Genomic DNA, 21,453 nt, shown 5'->3' with positions numbered 1-21,453 from the left:
CCCGGTTGATCTGTGGGACGAAGTAACACTTGTCCAGTCGCCACTTTTGAGGTCGGAAAATTTATATGTCAGAAAGACTTAAGGGAAAAAGCGTCCTGGTCACAGCCGCCGCACAGGGGATCGGACTTGCAAGCGCAATTGCAATGGCAAGAGAGGGTGCGAAAGTCTATGCGACGGATATTAACCCTGAAAAACTAAATTTGATTCGCGGTCAGAATCTCGAAAATCTCGAAATATTCGAGATGGATGTGACGAATAATGACAGCATTCATCATGGGGTCGCGCGAGCGAAGCCGGACGTTTTGTTCAACTGCGCAGGGTTCGTGCATCACGGAACTATTCTGGATGCAACCGATGAAGAGTGGGATTTCGCAATAGACCTTAATGTGCGCTCAATGGTGCGCACGACAAAGGCTGTATTGCCGGGAATGCTAGAGCGCGGAGGAGGCTCGATAATCAATATGTCTTCCGCGCTGGGTTCCATAATCGGTGCGCCAAATCGTTTTGTATATGGAACGACAAAAGCCGCTGTTGTCGGGCTGACGAAATCGGTAGCCGTGGACTTCATAACAAAAGGAATCCGGTGCAATTGCATTTGTCCGGGAACAGTCGATAGTCCCAGTTGGCGTGACCGCGTAGATGCGTTGGGCGAACAACTGGGCAGCAGAGAAGAGGCCCTTGCACAATTTGTGGCGCGTCAGCCTATGGGGCGTGTAGCGAAAGCAGAAGAGATTGCTGCATTGGTCGTCTATCTGGCGAGCGATGAAAGTGCATTCACCACAGGACACACGCACATAATTGACGGGGGTTGGTCAGGCCAATGACAAAAGTATCAAAAAACGATTTGCGATCTCGCAAGTGGTTCATGAATTCTGAGAACCTTGAGATGACTGCATTGTATCTGGAAAGATACCTGAATTACGGTTTGACCCGTGAGGAACTGCAATCAGGCAAACCGATCATCGGCATTGCTCAGACCGGCAGTGATTTGAGCCCCTGTAATCGGCATCATATCGAATTGTCCAAACGTGTTCGCGATGGAATCATCGCCGCCGGCGGAACGTGCATCGAAATACCGGTCCACCCGATACAAGAGACAGGTAAACGGCCAACGGCCTCACTCGACCGCAACCTGGCTTATCTGTCCTTGGTTGAGAGTCTATTCGGGTATCCAATTGATGGCGTTGTTCTGAACATTGGTTGCGACAAGACCACGCCCGCGCTTCTTATGGCCGCTGCGACCGTCAACATCCCAGCGATTGCCCTGTCGGTCGGTCCCATGCTGAACGGTTGGTGGAAAGGTGAACGCGCCGGATCGGGCACGGTTATTTGGAAAGCGCGCGAAGACCTTGCGGCTGATGAAATCGACACAGATGAGTTCATGGAAATCGCAGCCGCAGCAGCACCTTCGGTGGGTTATTGCAATACGATGGGAACAGCGACGACCATGAATTCGCTTGCTGAAGCCTTGGGTATGCAATTGCCTGGATCAGCAGCCATACCAGCTCCGTACAGAGAGCGCGGTCAAATTAGCTATGAAACCGGTAAACGCATTGTGGATATGGTTTGGGAAGATTTACGACCAAGCGATATCATGACACGGCAGGCTTTTGAGAATGCGATTGTCATAAACTCGGCAATTGGCGGTTCGACGAACGCGCCGATCCACCTGAATGCGATCGCTCGGCATCTTGGTGTTCCGTTGACCAACGATGACTGGCAGAAACATGGCCACGACGTTCCTCTGTTGGTCAACATGCAGCCTGCGGGTAAATATCTAGGCGAAGACTACCAACAGGCCGGGGGTGTTCCCGCCGTTGTGGGAGAGCTTCTTGACGCTGGATTGCTGCCGCATCCCGATGCGATAACGGTGAACGGCAAGACGATGGGCAAAAATTGCTCGGCGCGCCGGTCTCAGAAAAGCAAAGTAATCAAGACAGTTGATAGCCCGGTTAAGCAACAGGCGGGGTTCATCAATCTCTCGGGTAACCTGTTCGAGAGTGCGATTATGAAGACATCTGTGATCTCACAGTCATTTCGAGAGACCTACCTGTCGAACCCGGATGATCCTAATGCATTTGAGGGCAGGGCGGTTGTGTTTGATGGGCCTGAGGATTTTCACCATCGGATCGATGATCCCGAAGAATACATCGACGCAAACTGTATTCTGATTATGCGCGGAGCAGGACCAAAAGGTTACCCAGGTGCCGCAGAGGTCGTGAACATGCGTCCGCCCGCATATTTGTTGAAACAAGGCATCGAAGCCCTTCCTTGCATCGGTGATGGACGGCAATCCGGAACATCAGGAAGCCCGTCTATCCTGAATGCTTCACCCGAAGCTGCAGAGGGTGGTGGGTTGGCCTTAGTGCGAAATGGTGACCGACTGCGCATCGATCTTGGCAAAGGTACAGCAGATATGCTGGTTTCGCTCGAAGAACTGCATGAACGCGCCCGCGATCTGGAGGCAAAGGGTGGGTATTCAATGCCGCCCAACCAATCCCCGTGGCAGGAAATTTTCCGCGAAAAAGTAGATCGGTTGGATCGCGGTATGACGCTCAAGGGGGCAGAAAACTACCACGATATCGCGCGAGGATTCATGCCGCGCGACAATCACTAAAAGGAATAGAAATGAAACTTGTTCGTTACGGAGTAGAGGGCTCGGAAAAGCCTGCGTTGGTCGACGCTGAGGGCCAATTGCGGGATCTGTCCGCTCATATCATTGATATTACGGGTGATATGTTGGATGACGGAACGCTTGATAACCTGCGCTCATTGGATCCGAACAACCTGCCAATTGTAGAGGGTGACCCTCGTATCGCACCGTGTGTCGGTGACATCGGTAAATTTCTTTGCATCGGTTTGAACTACTCGGACCATGCAGCAGAAACCGGCGCAGATATTCCCGAGCATCCGATACTTTTTTTCAAGGCTAACTCAGCGGTCATTGGGGCATATGACGAAGTTGTCATGCCGCGGGGATCTACACACACCGACTGGGAATGCGAACTGGGCGTCGTCATAGGCAAAACAGTCAAATACGTTTCCAAGGACGACGCGCTCGAATACGTTGCCGGCTATTGCATCGTAAACGACGTGTCGGAAAGGCATTTTCAAACTCAACTGACCGGTCAATGGACCAAAGGCAAGTCTTGCGACACATTTGGCCCTACTGGCCCTTGGCTAGTGACCCGGGATGAGGTGCCGGATCCTCAAAGTCTTGGTATGTCACTGGATGTAAACGGTCAGCGCATGCAAACCGGGAATACTGCTACGATGATCTTTTCCGTTGCCGAGATCATTGAACATCTAAGCCAACTTTTCACACTGCATCCCGGTGACGTCATTTCAACTGGAACACCGCCCGGTGTTGGAATGGGGATCAAACCGGAACCAGTTTACCTGAAAAAAGGCGACGTCATGGAGCTTCGTATCGATGGGCTTGGCGTTCAGCGGCAAGAGGTCGGCCAAGATGACTGACTTATTGCAAATCGGAGGGATCACTGAACGGATGCGAGAACGCCTGGCCACAGTGTTCAATATTCATCAATTGGACGATTTCAGCGCGGATAGTATAACACATATCGTTACAAATGGGCATGATGGCGTTCCGCATGACCTGATGACATCACTCAGCAGTTTGAAGATGATCAGCGTCTATGGAGTCGGTTACGACGCCGTCGACGCAAATGCCGCGGCTGAGCGCGGGATTGTCGTGACGCACACACCGAATGTTTTGAACAAAGAAGTCGCAACCACCGCCGTTCTGCTGTTGCTGTCATGTTATCGAGAGCTCATACGTGACGACGATTACGTTCGGTCCGGACGGTGGGAAGTTGAAGGTAATGCCCCTTTGACACGATCAGCGGACAATCAAAGAATAGGCATTCTTGGTCTTGGTCGCATTGGTCAGGCGATCGTTGATAAGTTGGAGCCGTGGGCCCCCGAAATCTCTTATAATACCCGCAATCAAAAGGATGTCCCGTACCGATATTTCGACAGTTTGGTTGAAATGGCAGAACATGTGGATGTCCTCATATGCATCACGCCCGGCGGCCCGTCGACCAATAGGCTGGTCAACGCTGAGGTGTTGCGCGCGTTGGGGGCAGGGGGCACTCTTATAAACGTTAGTCGAGGTTCGGTTGTCGACGAAACTGCCCTAATCAATGCATTGCAAAACGGTGAGCTCGGGTGGGCAGGGCTTGATGTTTTTGAAGACGAACCGCGCGTTCCAAAAGCATTGCGCGAGTTGTCCAATGTCGTTCTGCTCCCTCACGCTGGTAGCGCGACTATTGAGACACGTGCAGCGATGGGTGACCTAACTGTCGACAATCTCCTGCAACACCTTAAGGACGGATCGGTGATCACAGCTGTGCCGGAATGCAGAGATCTGTAGAAGGCCAATCTGAATAGTGTTTGAGTTTGCCGTTGCGGTTTTCTTTCTGCTGATTACGCCCGGCCCAGGTGTTTTGACAACTGCGGGTATTGGATCAGCATTTGGTTTTCGAGCTGGGCTCGCTTTTGTGGCCGGTTTGATGCTGGGCGGGTTCATCAACATGATGTTTGTTGTCTCTGGAGTCGCTGCAGTAGCTTTGGCTATACCGGTACTTAGAACTTTGCTGCTATTTGCCTCTGTTGGGTATTTGGGATTTCTTGCCTGGCGTATTGCAAGAGCTGGCTCAAAGGTCGGGTTTTCCCCCGCGGTCTCGCCACTTGGTTTTGCGAACGGGCTGACACTTCAGTTCATTAATCCCAAGGCTTACGTGGTTGGCACTGCATTGTTTTCAGGATTTGCCTTTTTGCCCGATGCGCCCGTTTGGGAGGTCGTCATAAAAATCGTAATATTCAATATGGTTTGGGTGCCAGTGCACATGATCTGGCTGGGTGCTGGCGCAAAGCTAGGCAGCCTTGATTTAAGTGAGAGATCACATCAAAGGATCAACTTTGCGATGGCGGCTTCATTGATGGTTGTTGTGGTGACTGCTTTGGCGTCGGCGCTTTAAACAAAGCCTGCGTCAGTCGTACCTAGCAGACGGTTGAAAGACACAAATCAAAGTGACGCCGTTATTCCGCCATCAACGTAGAGAGTATGTCCATTGACGAAACTGGATGCAGGGGAGGCAAGGAATATGGCGGCGCCGACAAGTTCTTCCACATTGCCCCAGCGACCGGCCGGGGTGCGTTTCTCGAGCCATGCACTAAACTCAGGGTCAGCAACCAATGCGGCGTTCAAAGGTGTATCGAAATATCCAGGCGCAATGGCATTGCAGTTTAGGCCATACTTAGCCCAATCAGTCGCCATTCCCTTTGTAAGGTTGGTCACGGCACCTTTTGTCGCCGTGTAAGGCGCAATACCCGGTCTTGCCAATGCGGATTGAACCGACGCAATGTTAATGATCTTGCCTGACTTTCTTTCAATCATGTGCCGTGCCACAGCCTGACCGACATGAAAGACGGACGCTACATTTGTCTGTAGTAGGTGCTCGAAGGCATCAGCGGGGAAATCCTGTAGCTCCGTCCTGTATTGCATTCCGGCGTTGTTTATCAGGATGTCTATGGGGCCGACATTGTCTTCAAAGTTGTCCACGGCAGATCGGACACCTTCATGATCGGTTGCATCGAACGAAAGTTCACGTACCGAGGCGCCTGTTTCGCTCAACTCGGATGCTGCTGCCGCTAGTTTCGCGGTGTCGCGCCCGTTCAAAACGACTTGCGAACCGGCGGCAGCCAAGCCACGGGCCAACGCAAATCCAATGCCTTGGCTAGAGCCTGTTACCAGTGCGCGTTTTCCCTCTAGGTTGAACATTTCAAGCATCATGCAAAAACCCCTTGGTTGTCAGCACCGACTATCCGTATCTTTTGGCAATATGTATAGGGAGTCTGTGCAATGTCTTCGGCCAATGTTGCTGTTGTTATCCATGCCGCAAAGGATCTGAGGTTGGAAAACCGGGACGTACACGACGTGGGGCCAGACGAAGTCTTGATTGCCATGCGCGCGGGTGGGATTTGCGGCTCTGACCTGCATTATTATATCCACGGTGGTTTCGGTGCGATCAAGTTGCGTCAGCCGATGGTGCTAGGACATGAAGTCGCCGGAGAAATCGTGAAAGTCGGGTCAAGTGTGCAGGGGCTGCACTTAGGCCAACTGGTTGCAGTTTCTCCATCCCGCCCTTGCCAAGCCTGCATTTATTGTCTGAACGGGCAGCAAAACCACTGTCTTGATATGAAGTTCTATGGCAGCGCGATGCCGTTCCCGCATATCCAAGGCGCTTTTCAAAGCAAACTCGTGGCGAAAGCCAGTCAATGTGTTCCGGCAGATGGGTTGAGCCCTGCGCAGGCCGCTATGGCCGAACCTCTGGCTGTCTGTTTGCACGCGATTAAACAAACCGGGAACCTCTTAGGCAAAACGGTACTTATCACGGGATGCGGCCCGATTGGCTGCCTCACGATCTTGGCGGTACGCCGTTCTGGAGCGGCCAGAATAGTGGCGACGGATATCTCGGACCAGACCCTCGCTCTGGCGCGTGAATGCGGGGCAGACGATGTCATCAACACCTACGCCGATCCGCAAAAACTGGAGCAGTTTGAAAACGACAAGGGCCAGGTTGATGTTCAACTGGAGTGTTCTGGGGCTCAATCGGCTCTGGCTTCTGGCGTCGCATGCTTGCGACCGGGTGCAACATTGGTTCAGCTTGGTCTGGGTGGAGATATGACTGTGCCAATGCAGGCGTTGACTGCAAAAGAGATAGTGCTTCGCGGGTCTTTCCGTTTCCATTCCGAGTTCTCAGTCGCGGTCGAGATGATGCGAAGCGGACTAATAAACGTCGACCAGTTGGTGACGCATTCCTTCGAAGTTGGCGAGGCTGTTACTGCCTTTGAGGTCGCGTCTGATCGAAGCCAATCAATGAAAGTGCAGTTAACGTTTCCGGAAAATGACGATGGATAGGCGAATGCGTGATATTGCAAAGACTTATGAAAGAGACGGTTTCGTAGCTCCGCTGGATATCCTGACAGCTTCCGAGGTCCAAACGCTGCGCGATGATTTTGAGAAAGCAGAGCTCATTCTCAGAGACGACCCAGAGAAACTCAAGCTTCTATATTCTTATCCAGACAGGCTGATACCATCATTCGATGCACTTCTTCGCCATCCGAAGCTGATTGAGGCTGCTTCAACAGTGTTGGGGCCGGACCTCATGGTTTGGAGCGGTGCACTTTTCGTAAAAGAAGCGCGATCATCGAAGATAGTCTCGTGGCACCAAGACTTGACCTATTGGGGTTTGGATGATGCTGAAGAGGTAACCTGTTGGGTTGCGATTTCAGAAGCGTCTGAGCAAAGCGGGTGTATGAGGTTTGTTCCTGGCAGCCATAAAAGCCGGATCGTGCCTCACGTGGACACCTTCAGCGAAAACAATCTTTTGTCACGAGGGCAGGAAATCGCAGTCGATGTGAACGAAAAAGATGCAGTTGCTGCCGAATTGCGTGCAGGGCAGGCATCCATGCATCACGGGCATCTCTTTCACGCATCAGGGCCCAATAACACGGACGATAGACGCATTGGTGTGGCGTTGCGTTTCATAAAGCCCTCAATGAAACAGCAAAACGGAGTGAAAACTTTGGTTGCGCTAGTCGCAGGGCGAGATGATTTTGGGCATTTTTTAGTTGCGTCCTCCCCTCAGGGCTTTTTGCATGAGAACGATTTCGTTTTGTGTCAAAGGGATGCAGATCGCAAGAAACAAATACTCTTCGCCGGAGTGTAATGACTCCCTTCGCGAGCTCAGACCCATTGTTATGTCGACTGGGAAGCCGCCCTTAATTGCGAAAACTAGTAGACAAATAAAAGTTAACATAGTCGCTAAGCTTTTCTTCCACTGGGCGAAAAGTTGCAGAGGAAGTCTACGGCAGGTTCGAAATCAAAATAGTCATTACAAACTCAAAAAGTATTCTGTTTAATTTTTATTTTGCGATCGTTGCGCTTAGCGCCTCTTCCTTTGTTTTGACCTTTTCGGGGTCTTGTCAGATTAACTTTGCTTGAGCGGGGCAGGGCGGGTGCATAGCATTTAGGAATGACCAAACCTGCACCTTCAAGTACTTCAAAACCAGTCCTGAGACCATCCGCCTGGCGGTGATGCTGTATATTCGGTTTCCACTCTCGCTTCGGAATGTCGAAGATCTGCTGCATGAGCGAGGCATCGACGTGAGTCACGAAACTGTCCGATATTGGTGGAACAGGTTTGGCCCAATGTTTGCTGCCGAGATCAGACGAAAGCGTGTTCAGCAACTCCGAGCCTTTTCAAAATGGAAGTGGCACGTTGACGAGGTCTTTGTGAAGGTGAATGGCAAACGCCACTATCTCTGGCGTGCGGTCGATCACGAAGGCGAGGTGCTGGAAGCCGTTGTCACGAAGCGCCGAAACAAAGCTGCAGCACTGAAATTCCTCAAAAAATTGATGAAGCGGCACGGCAAAGCTGAAGAAGTAGTCACAGATCGCTTTGCATCCTACAAGGCGGCGCACAGAGACTTGGGTGCGTTGGAAAAGCAAATGACGGGCAGATAGCTCAACAACCGTGTTGAGAATTCGCACCTGCCGTTCCGACGAAGAGAACGCGCCATGCAACGGTTCAGGCGTATGCGAAGTTTGCAGAAATTCGCTTCCGTCCACTCCTCCGTCTACAACCATTTCAATCAGGAAAGATCGTTAGCCAGCAGAGACATCTTCAAGCTGACACGCAACGCCGCTCTTACCGAATGGCGCGAACTTGGTGCGGTATAAAGGACAGCGTCACTGGCCCAACAGAGACGAGTTCGAATTCGTCTGACAGCACCGCCACTCATACCTGTCTCGCTTCAGCTGTGTTTTCTGACCCGGAATTGTGTCGTAATTCCCGCGAGTTGGCGCATGCGCTTTCAATCAGAGACGAAGCAAACCGTACACTCAGAGTGCAATTCAAGCCCAAGTTTCAGTGACGCAATTTGGCGGGGTCGCTTTGGACTGGATTTCCCTGAGAACCTGCAATTTACAGGGAGTTTTCGTGAGATGGGTTCGAATGCAGGCGTTTTGCATGTCAGAACTGTATATTTTTCAGCGAAATAGACTGCAAATAAAGAGCGTAAATACTGTTTTTCCGGCCATACATTGCCTCACCATCTCTCAATTTTGCATTGGACAATGGCAGAGGTACTTTGCAGAACGGCAAAACGACATCGGATGAGTGTTCGTTATGGGCTCGAAGCTGTTTTTCTCCACGTTGCATGCTAATGACTGAACCAAGCCCAATTTTGACTTCCAGTTTTCTTGGTTCAATTGGTCGAAAGTGTCTTCTGGATACCTTTTGGAGTGCCAACTCCCAGATAAACCCGCTAACTATCTGCTGCTTCCAATAGCGCCGCCGTAACTGCGTCGATCATTTTGGTGTGAGGCGACGCCGCCATACTTGCCAAGCCAACAATGCGCTTAGGTCCGTTCGTTTCAAGGGGGATCCTTTTGAGCCGCAAGTGGTCATATGCAGCTAAGCGGCTGTCTGGTATGATTGATACGCCAAGTTCAGCGGCCACCATACTTGAGATTGCTTCAAGGCTCTCTAGCTCCATGGCGTCTTTGACTTCAATGCCCTTTCTTTGCAGCCAAGTCTCGATTTGCCTTCCTACAACCGCATCACGCGTAAAACGAATAAAAGGTGACGCACCAAGCAGTTCTTTCGGAGGCAAATCTGGGGTGTTTTCCGAGACAAGCAGGACCAATTTCTCGGCTACAATTTCAGAGAATTCCAACGTGTTTGGCAGAACATCTGGTCGGGAGATGATCGCCGCTTGGATCTGCCCGCGGTCCAACTGTAGCAAAAGCTGATTGGTCAAACCTGGGACAATCCGTACATGGATATCGGGGTGCACCGACTTTAGCCTCGCTAGCGCAATCGGCACTAATCCAGTCAGGGTCGTTGGAACGGCTCCCAAAGTTATTTCACCCGAGAGATCGTTGTTCGACTTCACCCTTTCCGCCAAACCGTCATAAGCAGCCACCACCGCAGCGGCCTCTCCGACGAACGTTAGCCCGGCATGGTTCAGTTTGGGTGATTTGGCCGATCGGTCAAACAAAACGAGCCCCAACGTGACCTCCAGATTCCGCATCTGGTGACTGACCGCCGACGGAGTTAGATGCTCCGCCTCTGACGCGGCACGGAAGCTACCATGTCGATGAACTGCGATCAGAGTTCGCAGTGACCGGATGCTCATTTCGATAATCTCACTACCGCCTAAACCGTGATCAATACGTGAAATCTTTTCACCGATTAGTCAAAGATTTTTCGTTTTTGTTCATTTTTGTTGATGTGTACCTTGCGCATAGCATGCCCACGAAACCAAACCCAGAGGTGCTTATGGTTGCTCCCAAATCCAACGCCTATGATTCCATCGTTGCCAAACCCTTCGCACCAAACCTTGGGGCTGAGATTTATGGAGTCGATCTAAGCCGGCCTGTACCTGACGATCAGTTTGCGGAGATCTGCGACGCCTTTCACACCTACCAAGTGCTGTTCTTCAAAGAGCAGAAGGAAATTCCACCTGCGCAGCACATCGAATTTGGGAAACGCTTTGGGCCGCTTCATGCGCACCCTGCAGCCCCAACGATGGACGGTTATCCGGAGATTTTCGAAATCCATGCAACCAAGAATTCCAAAGTAGCCAACGGTGAGTTCTGGCACTCCGACGTCTCTTGCGATGAGACGCCGCCTCTTGGAACTATGCTACAAATCCATATCGCCCCTCCCTGTGGTGGGGACACTATGTTCAGTGATATGTATGCGGCCTACGACGATCTTTCTGAACCGATAAAAGATATGATCAACGGGTTATCTGCACTTCATAGTTCAGAGCATATCTATAAAGGCCGATACAACGACCGGGGCCAAAAAGACAGCGATATTGATTGTCCCCAAGCGGTTCATCCGATCGTTAGAACTCATCCGGAAACGGGCCGGAAATCGCTGTTTGTGAACCGAACATTTACTACAAAAATTGTGGGCTTGTCGGATAAGGAAAGCGATGCGATCCTCGACCTGCTGTTCGAGCATGCGGAACAAATCAACTATCAAATCCGGTTCAGGTGGTCGCTTAACGACATGGCCTTTTGGGACAATCGGTGCTGTATGCATCGTGCTATCTGGGACTATTGGCCCGCAGAGCGTAAAGGGCGACGTGTGACCGTGAAAGGCGATAGACCTGTTTAGTCTCGACCAAACCGAATTGCTCGATCAAAGAAACCAAATCTTTAGGAGCGCTAAGTGCGAGCTGCAGTCGTAAGAGAATTTTGTGAAGACCTTTCGATTGAGACGGTCCCGGATCCAACTTGCCCAGGCAATGGAGTGGTCCTGGAGGTCGCTGCCTGTGGCGTATGCCGCTCGGATTACCATGGATGGTCTGGTGCACACCCCAAGGTTCAAAATGGCTCCATCTTAGGGCACGAATATTGTGGAACTGTGGTAGAGGCAGGGCCTCAAGCGAAGCACAACGTTGGTGACCGCCTCATAGCTCCATTCATCTTAGGGTGCGGTAGCTGCAACGCTTGTCAAACAGGCGTATCAAACACTTGTGCTAACCAAATCGTTCCTGGATTTGGAACGCCAGGTGCTTACGCAGAGTACGTTGCCGTGCCTTTTGACCACAACTTGGTTCACTTGCCAGAAACGCTGTCTCCTGCCTTGGCGGCAGGGCTTGGGTGTCGCGTAACCACTGCTTGGCATGCTTTGACTGACCGTGCAGATGTTGCAGCTGGTGAATGGGTGGCTGTTCACGGAACAGGAGGGATTGGCTTGTCCGTTCTTCTATTGGCAAAAATGCTCGGATGCCAAGTTGTTGTGGTGGATGTTGTAGATCAGAAACTTGAGCATGCAAAGCTCAACGGCGCGGACGCCACAGTAAATGCAAGCAAAGAAGACGCCGCCGCAGCGATCCGAGATATCACGGATGGAGGAGCACAGGTTTCCATAGAAGCGCTGGGGATCGAAACAACGACGAACGCATCCTTAGAGTGTCTCGCTATCCTTGGTCGACACGTGCAGATTGGTATGCCGTCGGGCGACGGCCAGATGCAGGTGAACATGCGGGCAATCTATTCCAAACAACTCTCGTTTTTCGGCACTCGTGGCATGCCTTCATGGAAATACCCCCGCCTTCTGGGAATGATCGAACGTGGCGAAGTGGATATCCAGCCAATGGTTGCCAGAGAAATCCGATTGGAAGAGGCTAGCAATGAACTTCGCGCAATGAATGGACCGACTTCCCCAGGAACCGCTGTTATCACAAGGTTTTAGCCGTGATCAGCCCAAACGCCTCTGCCGTAGAACTTTTAAAGCAGTTGCTCCAACGTGCGAGAGTTTTATGCTGGAACCATGGCCAAACGTACCCTGCTAGTTCTCAATAGGAAGTCCGCAGCAAGACCCGATCTGCGTTCTGCTGTCCGGCCATTAGAAAAAGAGCTTGGCATTAGGGTGTGTATTCCTTGGTCAGGAAAAGACTTGAAGAAGACACTTCGAGAAGCCGTAGGCGATGGGGTAACCCGGATAATCGCTGGCGGTGGTGACGGCACTTTGAACTCGGTCGCGAGTGCTGTTTTGAAGTTGAAGACAAAATCGCCTGTCTCGCTAGGCCTTGTTCCCTTGGGGACGGCGAACGATTTCGCCCGGTCGTATGGTGATAAGGGGGTGGACTTGGCGACATCTGTTCGAGTTGCCGCATCGGGGGACGCGCGGCCTATCGATGTCGGATACATAAACGGCAGAGCGTTTGTGAATGTCGCCAGCGGCGGTTTTGGAGCGATGATCACCGCAACGACACCCAAGGAAATGAAGAAAAGACTCGGTGGGCTTGCGTACACGCTATTTGGGCTTGCTCGTCTATCCGATGCGAAGTCCGTTCCGGCGAAAATCGCAATCGACAGTGGAGACCCGTACGACGTTTCCATTTCCGCCATCGCGATTGCGAACAGCCGCTATGCAGGCGGAGGTTTTGACGTGGCGCCCGAAGCGGAAGTGTCCGACGGGTTGCTCGATTTAAGCGTGCTTTCCGCACAGCGTTTAATGCCAGAAAATCTGCCCTTTGGCAGATTGCCGGATATCTCGGATCCCAAGGATGGTGTTGTACAGCGCTCTCGTCTGAGATCTATGGTTCTGGAAACCTCCCAACCGTTTCATATGAATTTGGACGGCGAGCCGATGATCGATAAACGCTTTGAGGTTTCAATTAAACCAAAAGCGCTGAACTTCGTTTTCCCAAGCGGTAAGTAGTGCGGGTTTCTCCTTAAACTCAGACTTGGCACGGTGTTTCGAACGTTCCATGCGGGGCTGACACATACACTCGCCGATAGAGTCAGGTAAAAAGCCGCCATCCAGTTTGGCGAACGTCTCTCGCGCTTAGCTGTTCACTGCATCAGCGTTGTTTACCTTACCATCACCGGACATCAGTATCGCGATTGGCTGCGTAGACGGGATATTCGAAAGTACAATCATGATGCACACGGTGATCGGGACGCTCATCAACGCCCCGGCAATGCCCCAGATCGCAGTCCAAAACGTGAGCGCCAAAATGACCATGAATGGCGACAAATTCAGGCTTTTCCCAAGTAGCATTGGCTCCAGGATATTGCCGATAGAGAATTGAACTGCGCCACAACCAATCAGAACCACAAGAAAGGGCACGACTTCTTCAAACTGTACCAGTGCGACAATTGAAGGAAGCGCGACGCCGACGATAGAGCCGACTGTCGGGATGAAATTCAACAAAAACGCAAGAACGGCCCAGGTTTCAGAGAAGTCTAGGCCGACGGATGCCATTACGGCATAACTGCCCAAGCCAGTCAGGGCACTCACCAGCGTTTTGATGCCAACATATCTTTGAATGCTGTCCGACGTGCTCTCAAGAACGCGATGAACTTTTTCAGCGGCTTCCCTGTCTTTGATTGCAAGCTTAATTTTGGCGCGCATTGGAACGCGTTCGACCATCATAAATGGCACATAGAGCAGCACCAGGAAAAACGCGCTTAAGAACGCCCCGGCAGACCCGATCACTCCTTTCGCGAACCCAGTCAGGTTGATTTGCTCCAAGGCCTTTACCGCGGCTGCATAGTTGTCTTGCCCAACCAGTGATACCAGCTTTGCGACTATGCTGGAAAACCGTTCCTCATAGCGCGGAAACGCTTCCGAAACCTCGCCGGCTTGACTGGATAGTATCGACAACACAAGCGAGAGGCCGATTAACACAATTGAAATTGCGGCCAAATGCGCAAGCCATTTCGGGACGGTACTTCCGAATATCTTGAATCTGCTGATACGATCCGCAGTCGCTGTAAGGAGAACGAACAAGAGGGCCGCAAAACACAGGGGGACCAGTACAGACGAAGCGAGGACTAATGACGCTATTGTCAAGAACACCAGCACGACCAACTGATACCAGAACGTGAGCCCTAAGAAGTTTGGAGCAGGATCTTTATGATGCATACTCTTTTTCATTTGTAGGCTCCCTACAGGACAGAGCGTTGTCCAGCCGCTTTCTGAAATGAAGGTATATTAGCTCGCCTTGAAAGTAACTTGGCAAAAGGTTCAGTTACTTCTCTCGAGAACGAATAGAAGAGATTTCCGGTGAAGACTTTCATATTTTTGCCGTGAACTTGCTGTCGATCTGAAATCTCAATCTCAACGGTTATCAACGAAAGCTTGGTTCTTCAGCCACCTACTGAGATCGGGTATTTGATAGTTCGCTTTGGGCTTGAAGCGGTCGTTGGCGGCGGCGAGTCAGAATGGCGATTTTGGGCCGCCCGTGCAAGGGAGAGTGGTGCGGGGGGGAATGGACTTTTACCGCGGATCTGAACGTATGAGGCAACGCAAAAAGCGTGGCGCCGGATCGAAGACAAGTGTTCTGGTAGCAAGACATGCTTCACGCCTGTCCCAAGCGGCGCTATTCTCCCGTCATAGCAACGCTGAAAGGAACCACCCAATGTCCCTCTTCTCTAAACTCTTTGGTGGTGGTGAAAAGTCGGAGCTGGAGCCAGTCTCTTACAGAGGGTTCGAAATCTTTCCGGACCTGATGCCCGAAGGTGGCAAATACCGCCTTCTAGCCCGTATCGAAAAGACCATCGACGGAGATCGCAAGACCCATACTGTGATCCGGGCGGATGTTTTTGAGACCCGTGATCAGGGCGAAAGCTTCAGCATCGCAAAGGCGAAACAGGTGATCGACGAGCAGGGCGAACGCATTTTCGATTAAGCAAACAGACAGCCTAATGTATGCGATGCAATCGACGGATGGTTCTGCAAAGTAGACATCCGCCCCGATCTGGCTAAAAAACGCTAAGCAGTCATTGGAAGTCTTAGATACCCGATACATGCAGCTGCAATCTGGGTCCCAATTTCGTCTATTTTACAGCCTGTGCTACCCTGTTGCATTTATCGTATGCAATTGGGGGCTGAAGATATGTGGAACATGGAACAGTTTGTAGCTGACTGCCGGACCGCAGTAGATCAGGACGCGTCTCACAAATCGGTGGCTGAGGCGGTGGACCGGGCGATGCGCGATCCCGCGGGCGTGGCGCAAGCATTGGGAGAGCCGACCGAAAGCGGTATCTTTCCCATTTACAAGTCAGGTGATCTGACAATCGTCAACGTCGTATGGAAGCCAGGAATGACCATAATGCCCCACAATCACGAAATGTGGGCCGTGATCGGTATTTATGGTGGCCGAGAAGATAACATTTTTTGGAGGCGCGTAACAGATGACCCTAACGGACGCATTGAAGCGGCGGGGGCTCGAGCGTTGTCGACGGGTGAATATGCTCCGCTTGGTAAGGACCTCATTCACTCGGTTACAAACCCTATCCCCAAGTTGACCGGAGCAATCCACGTATACGGCGGGGATTTTTTTGAAGCTGAGCGAAGCGAATGGGATCCTGAAAACCTGACGGAACATGCCTATGACATGTCGAAGGTTCGCGCGTTATTCGAGGACTAGTTTGCAGTTTGACAATCTACGCTGGCAATGCCTGAGGCATGTTCCGTCTATACGGCAGGCTTCGCCGATTGCCGATTACTATCTCGTTGAATTGACACGGGGTGATGATCTCGGATTATGGACAGATGAGCAAATTACAACGCCCCCCGAAGCCTCGGCCACGCCCATTTCTTCCCAATCCGGACCGCTACGAGCAAATGGTCTATCGCCGTTGTGGGCGGTCTGGCATAAAGCTACCCGCGATAAGCCTTGGGCTATGGCACAACTTCGGTGGAGATACGCCACACCAGACAAAGCGCGATCTCTGCCGCACTGCTTTTGACTTGGGTATAACGCACTTTGATTTAGCAAATAACTATGGCCCACCACCGGGATCGGCGGAAGAAGCATTCGGTGAAATTTTAAAAACTGATTTCGCAGGCTATCGGGACGAACTCATCATATCTACCAAGGCAGGGTACGATATGTGGCCGGGCCCCTATGGGGAGTGGGGATCACGAAAGTATCTAGTGGCCTCTTGTGATCAGTCGCTCAAGCGGATGGGGTTAGAATACGCAGATATCTTTTATTCCCACCGCTTTGATCCAGATACCCCTCTGGAAGAAACTATGGGAGCCTTAGACTATATAGTGCGCTCTGGGCGCGCACTTTACGTCGGAATTTCAAGCTACAACTCGCAACGAACGCGCGAAGCGCTGGCCATCTTGAAAGACCTTGGCACGCCGTGCCTGATTCATCAGCCGTCGTATAACCTACTCAACCGTTGGGTTGAGCGGGATGGGCTATTGGATACGCTTGACGAATTGAACGTGGGATCGATTGCGTTCACGCCACTTGCCCAGGGTATTTTGACATCGAAGTATCTGAACGGCATTCCCGAAAACAGTCGTGCGACCCAAGGCAAGTCTCTATTGGACGGCATGATCAACGAACGTTCATTGACGAGTGTCAGGGCTCTAAACGACATAGCGGCGTCACGCGGTCAATCATTAGCTCAGATGGCGCTCGCTTGGGTGCTGAGAGGTGACCGGATTACGACAGCCCTTATTGGCGCTTCGCGTCCTGAGCAGATCGTGGATTGCGTAGGTGCGGTCCAGAATTTGGAATTTACCGAAGCGGAACTCGCTAAGATTGATGAGGTAAGCTCGGAAGAGGAAATCAATCTCTGGGCGCGATCCTCGGAAATTGAGTAAGATTGTTGACCACTGATTTCTGGTGCTAGCAGGTCTTTCTGCTTAATCGCATGGCGTTTCTGCTTTGGGCTCACGGCAGTCATCTGAGTCTTTTAGTCAGATGACGGCTTCGGAATGGATAGCGGCCATTGCTGGTGGTTATTCCGAAAAATTTCGCCTGGAGGTTTGCCTTGGGTCTTGTCAGAAGAACTTGGGTTGAGACGGGCAAACGATACTGTCGTACCGAAGAACATTCTGCGCGCAATCCAAATCCCCTTTATTGGTAACGGTTCCACAAAACCATGCGCGCCGAGTCTGGTCATCTAATCGAAGAAAAGGAACACAGATGCTGTCTTGATCGCCGAAGCGGAGGCGACGAACGATCGGGTCTCGCGATGTTCTCCTGCCTCTCATCTTTCGCGGCTCCCGCTTGGCAGGGTGGTTTGGGCCAGCATTTTCGGGAGGAGGTGAAAATGCTGGCCCTTTGCGTTGGCGCTCCCTGTTGGCTTTTTCGCCACCGCTTTTGCTGGCTTACTCTGGGAGGAGCGAGAACCAGCAAATTTCGTGTGAGCTTCTGACCTGAGGGCCTCTGCTCTATTATTCAGCCATTAATTTCGCCGCGTAATTCGGGATATCGGATCGAGAAATTCCAATCTGTGCGAGTTGGTAGTCGCTCATTTTCGAAAGTGTGGAGAGCATCCGGGCCATTTGAAGCGTCTTCAAGACGGCATTTGCCGTGGCTCCGATCAACGCCAGGAAGCTGATTGATAGAGCAATGGCGTGACCACGATCTGTACCAGCCGTATGGGTATTAGCAGCCATACGCAGCCTCCATAGCAAGTCTTTTGATGCTACTGCGCGGAATGCCCAGATCTACTAAGTCACGGTCAGATAGCACCGAGAGCTCATAATACGTTGCGCGATAAACCCTGCGTTTGGCCTGTGCCCTGCGTATCGTGTCCAGCTTTTGATGAAAGAACGTGCGGCCAGCTTCGAAAACGACATCTAGCCCGCTGTTTGATCGAGTAATTGCCATGATATTGCCTTGTCCGTTGCTGCGGTGCAGTATTTATGCTGCAATGCAGAGATAATAGTATTTGGTAGCGCTCACAATTCGACAATTTGGCAAAGGCCCCATGCCATTTTGGAACAGCAAAGGTCACGACATGGACATTTCTGCGCAAATGCTAATTTTTGCGACGGTTGTCGAGCAGGGCAGCATCTCTGCGGCTGCAAGATCAATGGGGCAGACCCCATCAGCAGTAAGTAAGCAGATCGGGTTTCTTGAAGATCAGGTTCACTACCGCCTTCTTAATCGCACCAGAACGGGTGTCTCTCCGACGCGAGAAGGCCAAGATTTCTATGAAAAGTGCAAAGCGATGGCTGACAAATTTAATGAAGCCAAAGCGTTGATCCATAGCTTTGACGGTGTCCCACGCGGAGAACTCAGGATTGCGTGCACTGTTGCATTTGGTAAGTCCCAACTGATTCCTGCCTTGCCAGATTTCATGAATGAGAACCCAGAGGTTCAAATATCTCTGGATCTGACCGACCGAGAAATTGATCTTCGGAGTGAAGGGTTCGATGCGGCGATCTGTTTTGCGGAACAACGCAAGAATCCAGATATGGTCATCAGGCGCATTATGCAGAGTCGAAGGGTACTATGCGCCTCACCTGAATACCTTGTCCGTTCTGGAACACCGTCGAATTTTGCGGAATTGGCTGAGCACAATTGCTTGAGAGTTGCTGGGAGAAGCCAACGGAACGCTTGGAACAGCATCGAACCGAACGCAGGCGAAAAATTTGAAGCAACGGGCAGTTTTGAGGGAAACAGCACCGATGTCGTCTTTCGAGCCGCTCTTGCTGGCATCGGAATCGCACGGCTGCCCTGCTATATGGCAAACATTAAATTTAGCTCCGGCGAACTTGTCCACGTCATGCCGGAGTATGCACCACCCAGCACAGATATTGTCGTAATGTTTGCCGAAAGGCGGAACCTGGCACCAAAAACCCGCGCGTTCGTAGATTATCTCGTGCGGCGGTTTCGGGCTACCGAAGAGAACCAAAGGAACGGCTAACTACGTATAGAAACGATCGCAGTTGTCCAAGTTTATCCAAACCCATCTGTTGTGGCTGTTTAAAAGCCCAAGGGTCAGCAAATTGCAGAGATTGGTAGATCTTTCTCAGCGCTTTAGTTCCGAAGGTATGTCTGCTTTGTCCGCAGAGCAGACATTCGTCCAAACTCTACGAGCGACCGCTTCGAGCCCGGAGCGGACAGTTTCATACTGCTGGACGTGTCGTTAGTATTGCTGTTCTATCGGACATGCATGGAGTGAAGCGGTCGTCGACCAACCTTCTATTCCTTTGCTGGTAAGATACTCTAATGACTTTTGGTATGGTTGGAAGATAAGAAGATGGGGGGGACGACCGAATGATGAAGAAGGTACTGATCGCATCCGCAGCGATGTGGGCATCTGTCGCCGCGGGGCAAGACAACCAAATTATTCACGATGCAGAGTTTTTTGTACTAAATGCACAGCATGGAGATCGCTGGGCGGAAGAGGACGCAGCCATTCAAACGAGATTGGCGGAACTCAAAGAAAAACACGGGCGGCCACCAAACATCGTCTATATTCTTTGGGACGATCAGCCGTTTGGCATCGTGGGCTTTCCGGGAATTCAAAAAACTCTTGGTTTTTCGACGCCTAATCTAAACGAAATGGCGGCCGAAGGAATTAACTTCACTCGGATGTACTCCGAGCCGTCTTGCACTCCAACTCGAGCTGCATTTCTAACAGGTCGCATCCCCGTCAGACATGGCATGGGTGTTGTGGGGATGCCCCATGAGTACGCGGGGCTACGAGGTGACGAGGTTACGATTGCCGAAGTACTGTCCGAAGTTGGCTATGCAACTGCGCACTATGGAAAAGGGCATCTAGGGGACATCGAAGAAAGCTACTTGCACAACCAAGGTTTCGACGAAGCTCTTTTCACCCCGATGAACCAAATAACATCTCTCTATGACGCTATGGGTTCCGCTGCCAATGCAACGCTTGGGTTCCCCAATATTGGTCCAGAAGATCCATACAAGTTAGATGATCCGGGTCTTCTTCCTGAAGGTTGGGTTCAGACGATTGACGGACGAAAAGGCGAACTAGGGGAAGAATGGGGATTACCTAACAACGAATGGTATTCCAAAGTCGATCCCGAAAGCCAAGACAGGATGATCAACTTCATCCGACGGAACGCTGAAGCCGAAAAACCATTCTACGTACAGTATTGGCCCAATTGGCTGAATTTCCTTCAACCGGATATCGAACGAAACACATTGAATGGTGGCAAAGTCGCTGAGGCATATCACAGGCTTGATCTATTCGTGGGTCAAGTGATGGATGAACTTGAGAGCCTTGGTATCGCCGAGAACACAATCTTCGTGGCGATGGCGGACAATGGACCAATGGTTCACAATCCTCCGCCAGGGTGGGGCATGACGCAAATCATGTTTTCAGGTGGAAAAGGCGATTTTACCGAAGGCGGCGTTCGTGTGCCGGCGTTTGCGTGGTGGCCCGGTACGATTGATGGCGGTCAATTGGTTGGCGACATGGTACATGTCACAGATTTGTTTACAACCTTCGCAACTATTGCCGGAGCAACAGATCACATCCCTCGCGACCGCGTTATCGATGGCGTCGACCAGAGCTCATTGCTGTTGAACGGAGATACTTTCTCGCGTCGTGATTGGGTGCATATTTACCAAGGTCACACACTCGCGGCTACTGTGAAAGGGCGTTACAAGCAGCATTGGATATCAGCAGACCCGGGCGCCGCATCTGGTATCGGTGCGTCATACTACGACCTTTACCAAGATCCACACGAAGAAAGTCCCCACTTGGTTCCTCTCATTCACACTCTTGGACAATTCAAGATGATGCGTATGCGGCACGAGCTGCTGAAAGAACAGTATCCCGATAAACCAAACGCACGTGGAATTCCTCTGACAGGGTTATCAAACGCCCGTCCAGAAACTCTTGCAATTGCGGACAGGCTTGAACGAAATCTGCAAGGCCTGCCGGTAACCGTGCAGGAGTTTATTCAGCGTCAGCCCAGCTTCGAAATGATGGATTTTGATTGGGGAGATTGACTGCAAAAAGGGGCCCGCAAATTGCGGGTCTTCGTTGACAAACTCCACAATTGAAAAGAAACGACTTTCGAATTCAGCCTTTGGGTAGCAAAGCTGTCGTTCACGCGGCCCCCAACGCGAAACCGCTGTAAACGGCAGCTTTGTCCGCTT

At 51.4% G+C, this 21,453-nt stretch carries 20 protein-coding genes and 1 pseudogene; 16 read left to right on the top strand and 5 right to left on the bottom strand.

Annotation, left to right across the window (positions count from 1 at the left end):
* The first annotated feature begins 65 nt into the window (after positions 1-65).
* Genes ACR0AK_RS10270 through ACR0AK_RS10250 form a run of 5 tightly spaced genes read left to right on the top strand, consistent with a single transcriptional unit; the run spans position 66 to position 5,000 of the window.
* Complete coding sequence (locus ACR0AK_RS10270) at positions 66-824, top strand: SDR family oxidoreductase (protein ID WP_480793238.1); 759 nt, start codon at positions 66-68, stop codon at positions 822-824.
* On the top strand, positions 821-2,617 hold the full coding sequence (locus ACR0AK_RS10265; protein WP_480793237.1) for an IlvD/Edd family dehydratase: 1,797 nt from the start codon (positions 821-823) through the stop codon (positions 2,615-2,617). Before ACR0AK_RS10270 ends, ACR0AK_RS10265 begins: the two co-directional genes overlap by 4 nt.
* An 11-nt stretch (positions 2,618-2,628) precedes the next feature.
* Positions 2,629-3,477 (top strand): fumarylacetoacetate hydrolase family protein, encoded by an 849-nt coding sequence (locus tag ACR0AK_RS10260; protein WP_480793236.1) that lies wholly within the window; start codon positions 2,629-2,631, stop codon positions 3,475-3,477.
* The gene (locus ACR0AK_RS10255) at positions 3,470-4,393 is read left to right on the top strand and encodes a 2-hydroxyacid dehydrogenase (RefSeq protein WP_480793235.1); all 924 of its coding nucleotides are present in this window, start codon (positions 3,470-3,472) and stop codon (positions 4,391-4,393) included. Before ACR0AK_RS10260 ends, ACR0AK_RS10255 begins: the two co-directional genes overlap by 8 nt.
* Positions 4,394-4,409: 16 nt before the next feature.
* Complete coding sequence (locus tag ACR0AK_RS10250) at positions 4,410-5,000, top strand: LysE family translocator (protein ID WP_170558336.1); 591 nt, start codon at positions 4,410-4,412, stop codon at positions 4,998-5,000.
* A gap of 47 nt (positions 5,001-5,047) precedes the next feature.
* Here ACR0AK_RS10250 and ACR0AK_RS10245 read toward each other — a convergent pair whose 3' ends face one another.
* On the bottom strand, positions 5,048-5,815 hold the full coding sequence (locus tag ACR0AK_RS10245) for an SDR family oxidoreductase (RefSeq protein ID WP_058277428.1): 768 nt from the start codon (positions 5,813-5,815) through the stop codon (positions 5,048-5,050).
* Between the two features lie 69 nt (positions 5,816-5,884).
* Here ACR0AK_RS10245 and ACR0AK_RS10240 point away from each other — a divergent pair, with 69 nt between their 5' ends.
* The 3 genes and pseudogenes from ACR0AK_RS10240 to ACR0AK_RS10230 all read left to right on the top strand — a co-directional run bounded on the left by ACR0AK_RS10240 (position 5,885) and on the right by ACR0AK_RS10230 (position 8,767).
* A complete protein-coding gene (locus tag ACR0AK_RS10240; RefSeq protein WP_480793234.1) occupies positions 5,885-6,943 on the top strand; it encodes an L-idonate 5-dehydrogenase in 1,059 nt (352 codons plus the stop codon).
* Between the two features lie 4 nt (positions 6,944-6,947).
* Positions 6,948-7,754: a phytanoyl-CoA dioxygenase family protein gene (locus tag ACR0AK_RS10235; protein ID WP_234899401.1), complete on the top strand. Its 807-nt coding sequence runs from the start codon at positions 6,948-6,950 to the stop codon at positions 7,752-7,754.
* A 306-nt stretch (positions 7,755-8,060) separates the two neighbouring features.
* Positions 8,061-8,767 (top strand): annotated as a pseudogene (locus ACR0AK_RS10230) (IS6 family transposase).
* 587 nt (positions 8,768-9,354) lie between these two features.
* Here ACR0AK_RS10230 and ACR0AK_RS10225 read toward each other — a convergent pair.
* The gene (locus ACR0AK_RS10225) at positions 9,355-10,227 is read right to left on the bottom strand and encodes a LysR family transcriptional regulator (RefSeq protein ID WP_480793233.1); all 873 of its coding nucleotides are present in this window, start codon (positions 10,225-10,227) and stop codon (positions 9,355-9,357) included.
* A 38-nt stretch (positions 10,228-10,265) separates the two neighbouring features.
* Here ACR0AK_RS10225 and ACR0AK_RS10220 point away from each other — a divergent pair, with 38 nt between their 5' ends.
* The 3 genes from ACR0AK_RS10220 (at position 10,266) to ACR0AK_RS10210 (ending at position 13,274) form a co-directional block, all read left to right on the top strand.
* On the top strand, positions 10,266-11,219 hold the full coding sequence (locus tag ACR0AK_RS10220; protein ID WP_480793232.1) for a TauD/TfdA dioxygenase family protein: 954 nt from the start codon (positions 10,266-10,268) through the stop codon (positions 11,217-11,219).
* Positions 11,220-11,273: 54 nt separating this feature from the next.
* Positions 11,274-12,302, top strand: coding sequence for a zinc-binding dehydrogenase (locus ACR0AK_RS10215; protein ID WP_480793231.1), 1,029 nt, complete (start codon positions 11,274-11,276; stop codon positions 12,300-12,302).
* Positions 12,303-12,380: 78 nt separating this feature from the next.
* Positions 12,381-13,274, top strand: a complete 894-nt coding sequence (locus tag ACR0AK_RS10210; RefSeq protein ID WP_480793230.1) for a YegS/Rv2252/BmrU family lipid kinase — start codon at positions 12,381-12,383, stop codon at positions 13,272-13,274.
* Between the two features lie 126 nt (positions 13,275-13,400).
* Here ACR0AK_RS10210 and ACR0AK_RS10205 read toward each other — a convergent pair whose 3' ends face one another.
* On the bottom strand, positions 13,401-14,495 hold the full coding sequence (locus ACR0AK_RS10205) for an AI-2E family transporter (RefSeq protein WP_480793229.1): 1,095 nt from the start codon (positions 14,493-14,495) through the stop codon (positions 13,401-13,403).
* A gap of 484 nt (positions 14,496-14,979) precedes the next feature.
* On the opposite strand from ACR0AK_RS10205, the gene ACR0AK_RS10200 reads away from it, so the two are divergent.
* The 3 genes from ACR0AK_RS10200 (at position 14,980) to mgrA (ending at position 17,183) form a co-directional block, all read left to right on the top strand.
* Positions 14,980-15,249: an HlyU family transcriptional regulator gene (locus ACR0AK_RS10200; protein WP_170544884.1), complete on the top strand. Its 270-nt coding sequence runs from the start codon at positions 14,980-14,982 to the stop codon at positions 15,247-15,249.
* Positions 15,250-15,465: 216 nt separating this feature from the next.
* Positions 15,466-15,990 carry a cysteine dioxygenase family protein gene (locus tag ACR0AK_RS10195; protein ID WP_480793228.1) on the top strand — a complete coding sequence of 175 codons (525 nt, stop codon included), beginning with the start codon at positions 15,466-15,468 and terminating at the stop codon, positions 15,988-15,990.
* A gap of 125 nt (positions 15,991-16,115) precedes the next feature.
* Positions 16,116-17,183, top strand: a complete 1,068-nt coding sequence (mgrA, locus tag ACR0AK_RS10190) for an L-glyceraldehyde 3-phosphate reductase (protein WP_480793658.1) — start codon at positions 16,116-16,118, stop codon at positions 17,181-17,183.
* A 576-nt stretch (positions 17,184-17,759) separates the two neighbouring features.
* Here mgrA and ACR0AK_RS10185 read toward each other — a convergent pair.
* Positions 17,760-17,984 carry a DUF1127 domain-containing protein gene (locus ACR0AK_RS10185; RefSeq protein WP_480793227.1) on the bottom strand — a complete coding sequence of 75 codons (225 nt, stop codon included), beginning with the start codon at positions 17,982-17,984 and terminating at the stop codon, positions 17,760-17,762.
* Positions 17,974-18,198, bottom strand: coding sequence for a DUF1127 domain-containing protein (locus ACR0AK_RS10180; RefSeq protein WP_170558318.1), 225 nt, complete (start codon positions 18,196-18,198; stop codon positions 17,974-17,976). Before ACR0AK_RS10180 ends, ACR0AK_RS10185 begins: the two co-directional genes overlap by 11 nt.
* 100 nt (positions 18,199-18,298) lie before the next feature.
* Here ACR0AK_RS10180 and ACR0AK_RS10175 point away from each other — a divergent pair, with 100 nt between their 5' ends.
* Together ACR0AK_RS10175 and ACR0AK_RS10170 are read left to right on the top strand one after the other, a co-directional pair.
* Positions 18,299-19,240 carry a LysR family transcriptional regulator gene (locus ACR0AK_RS10175; protein ID WP_480793226.1) on the top strand — a complete coding sequence of 314 codons (942 nt, stop codon included), beginning with the start codon at positions 18,299-18,301 and terminating at the stop codon, positions 19,238-19,240.
* Positions 19,241-19,593: 353 nt separating this feature from the next.
* Complete coding sequence (locus tag ACR0AK_RS10170; RefSeq protein WP_480793225.1) at positions 19,594-21,303, top strand: sulfatase-like hydrolase/transferase; 1,710 nt, start codon at positions 19,594-19,596, stop codon at positions 21,301-21,303.
* The last annotated feature ends 150 nt before the right edge of the window (positions 21,304-21,453 follow it).

The sequence above is a fragment of the Ruegeria sp. BI12 genome, assembly GCF_056537985.1.
The sequence above is the reverse complement of the archived record's forward strand: the minus strand, read 5'-3'. Positions and strand labels throughout refer to the sequence as shown.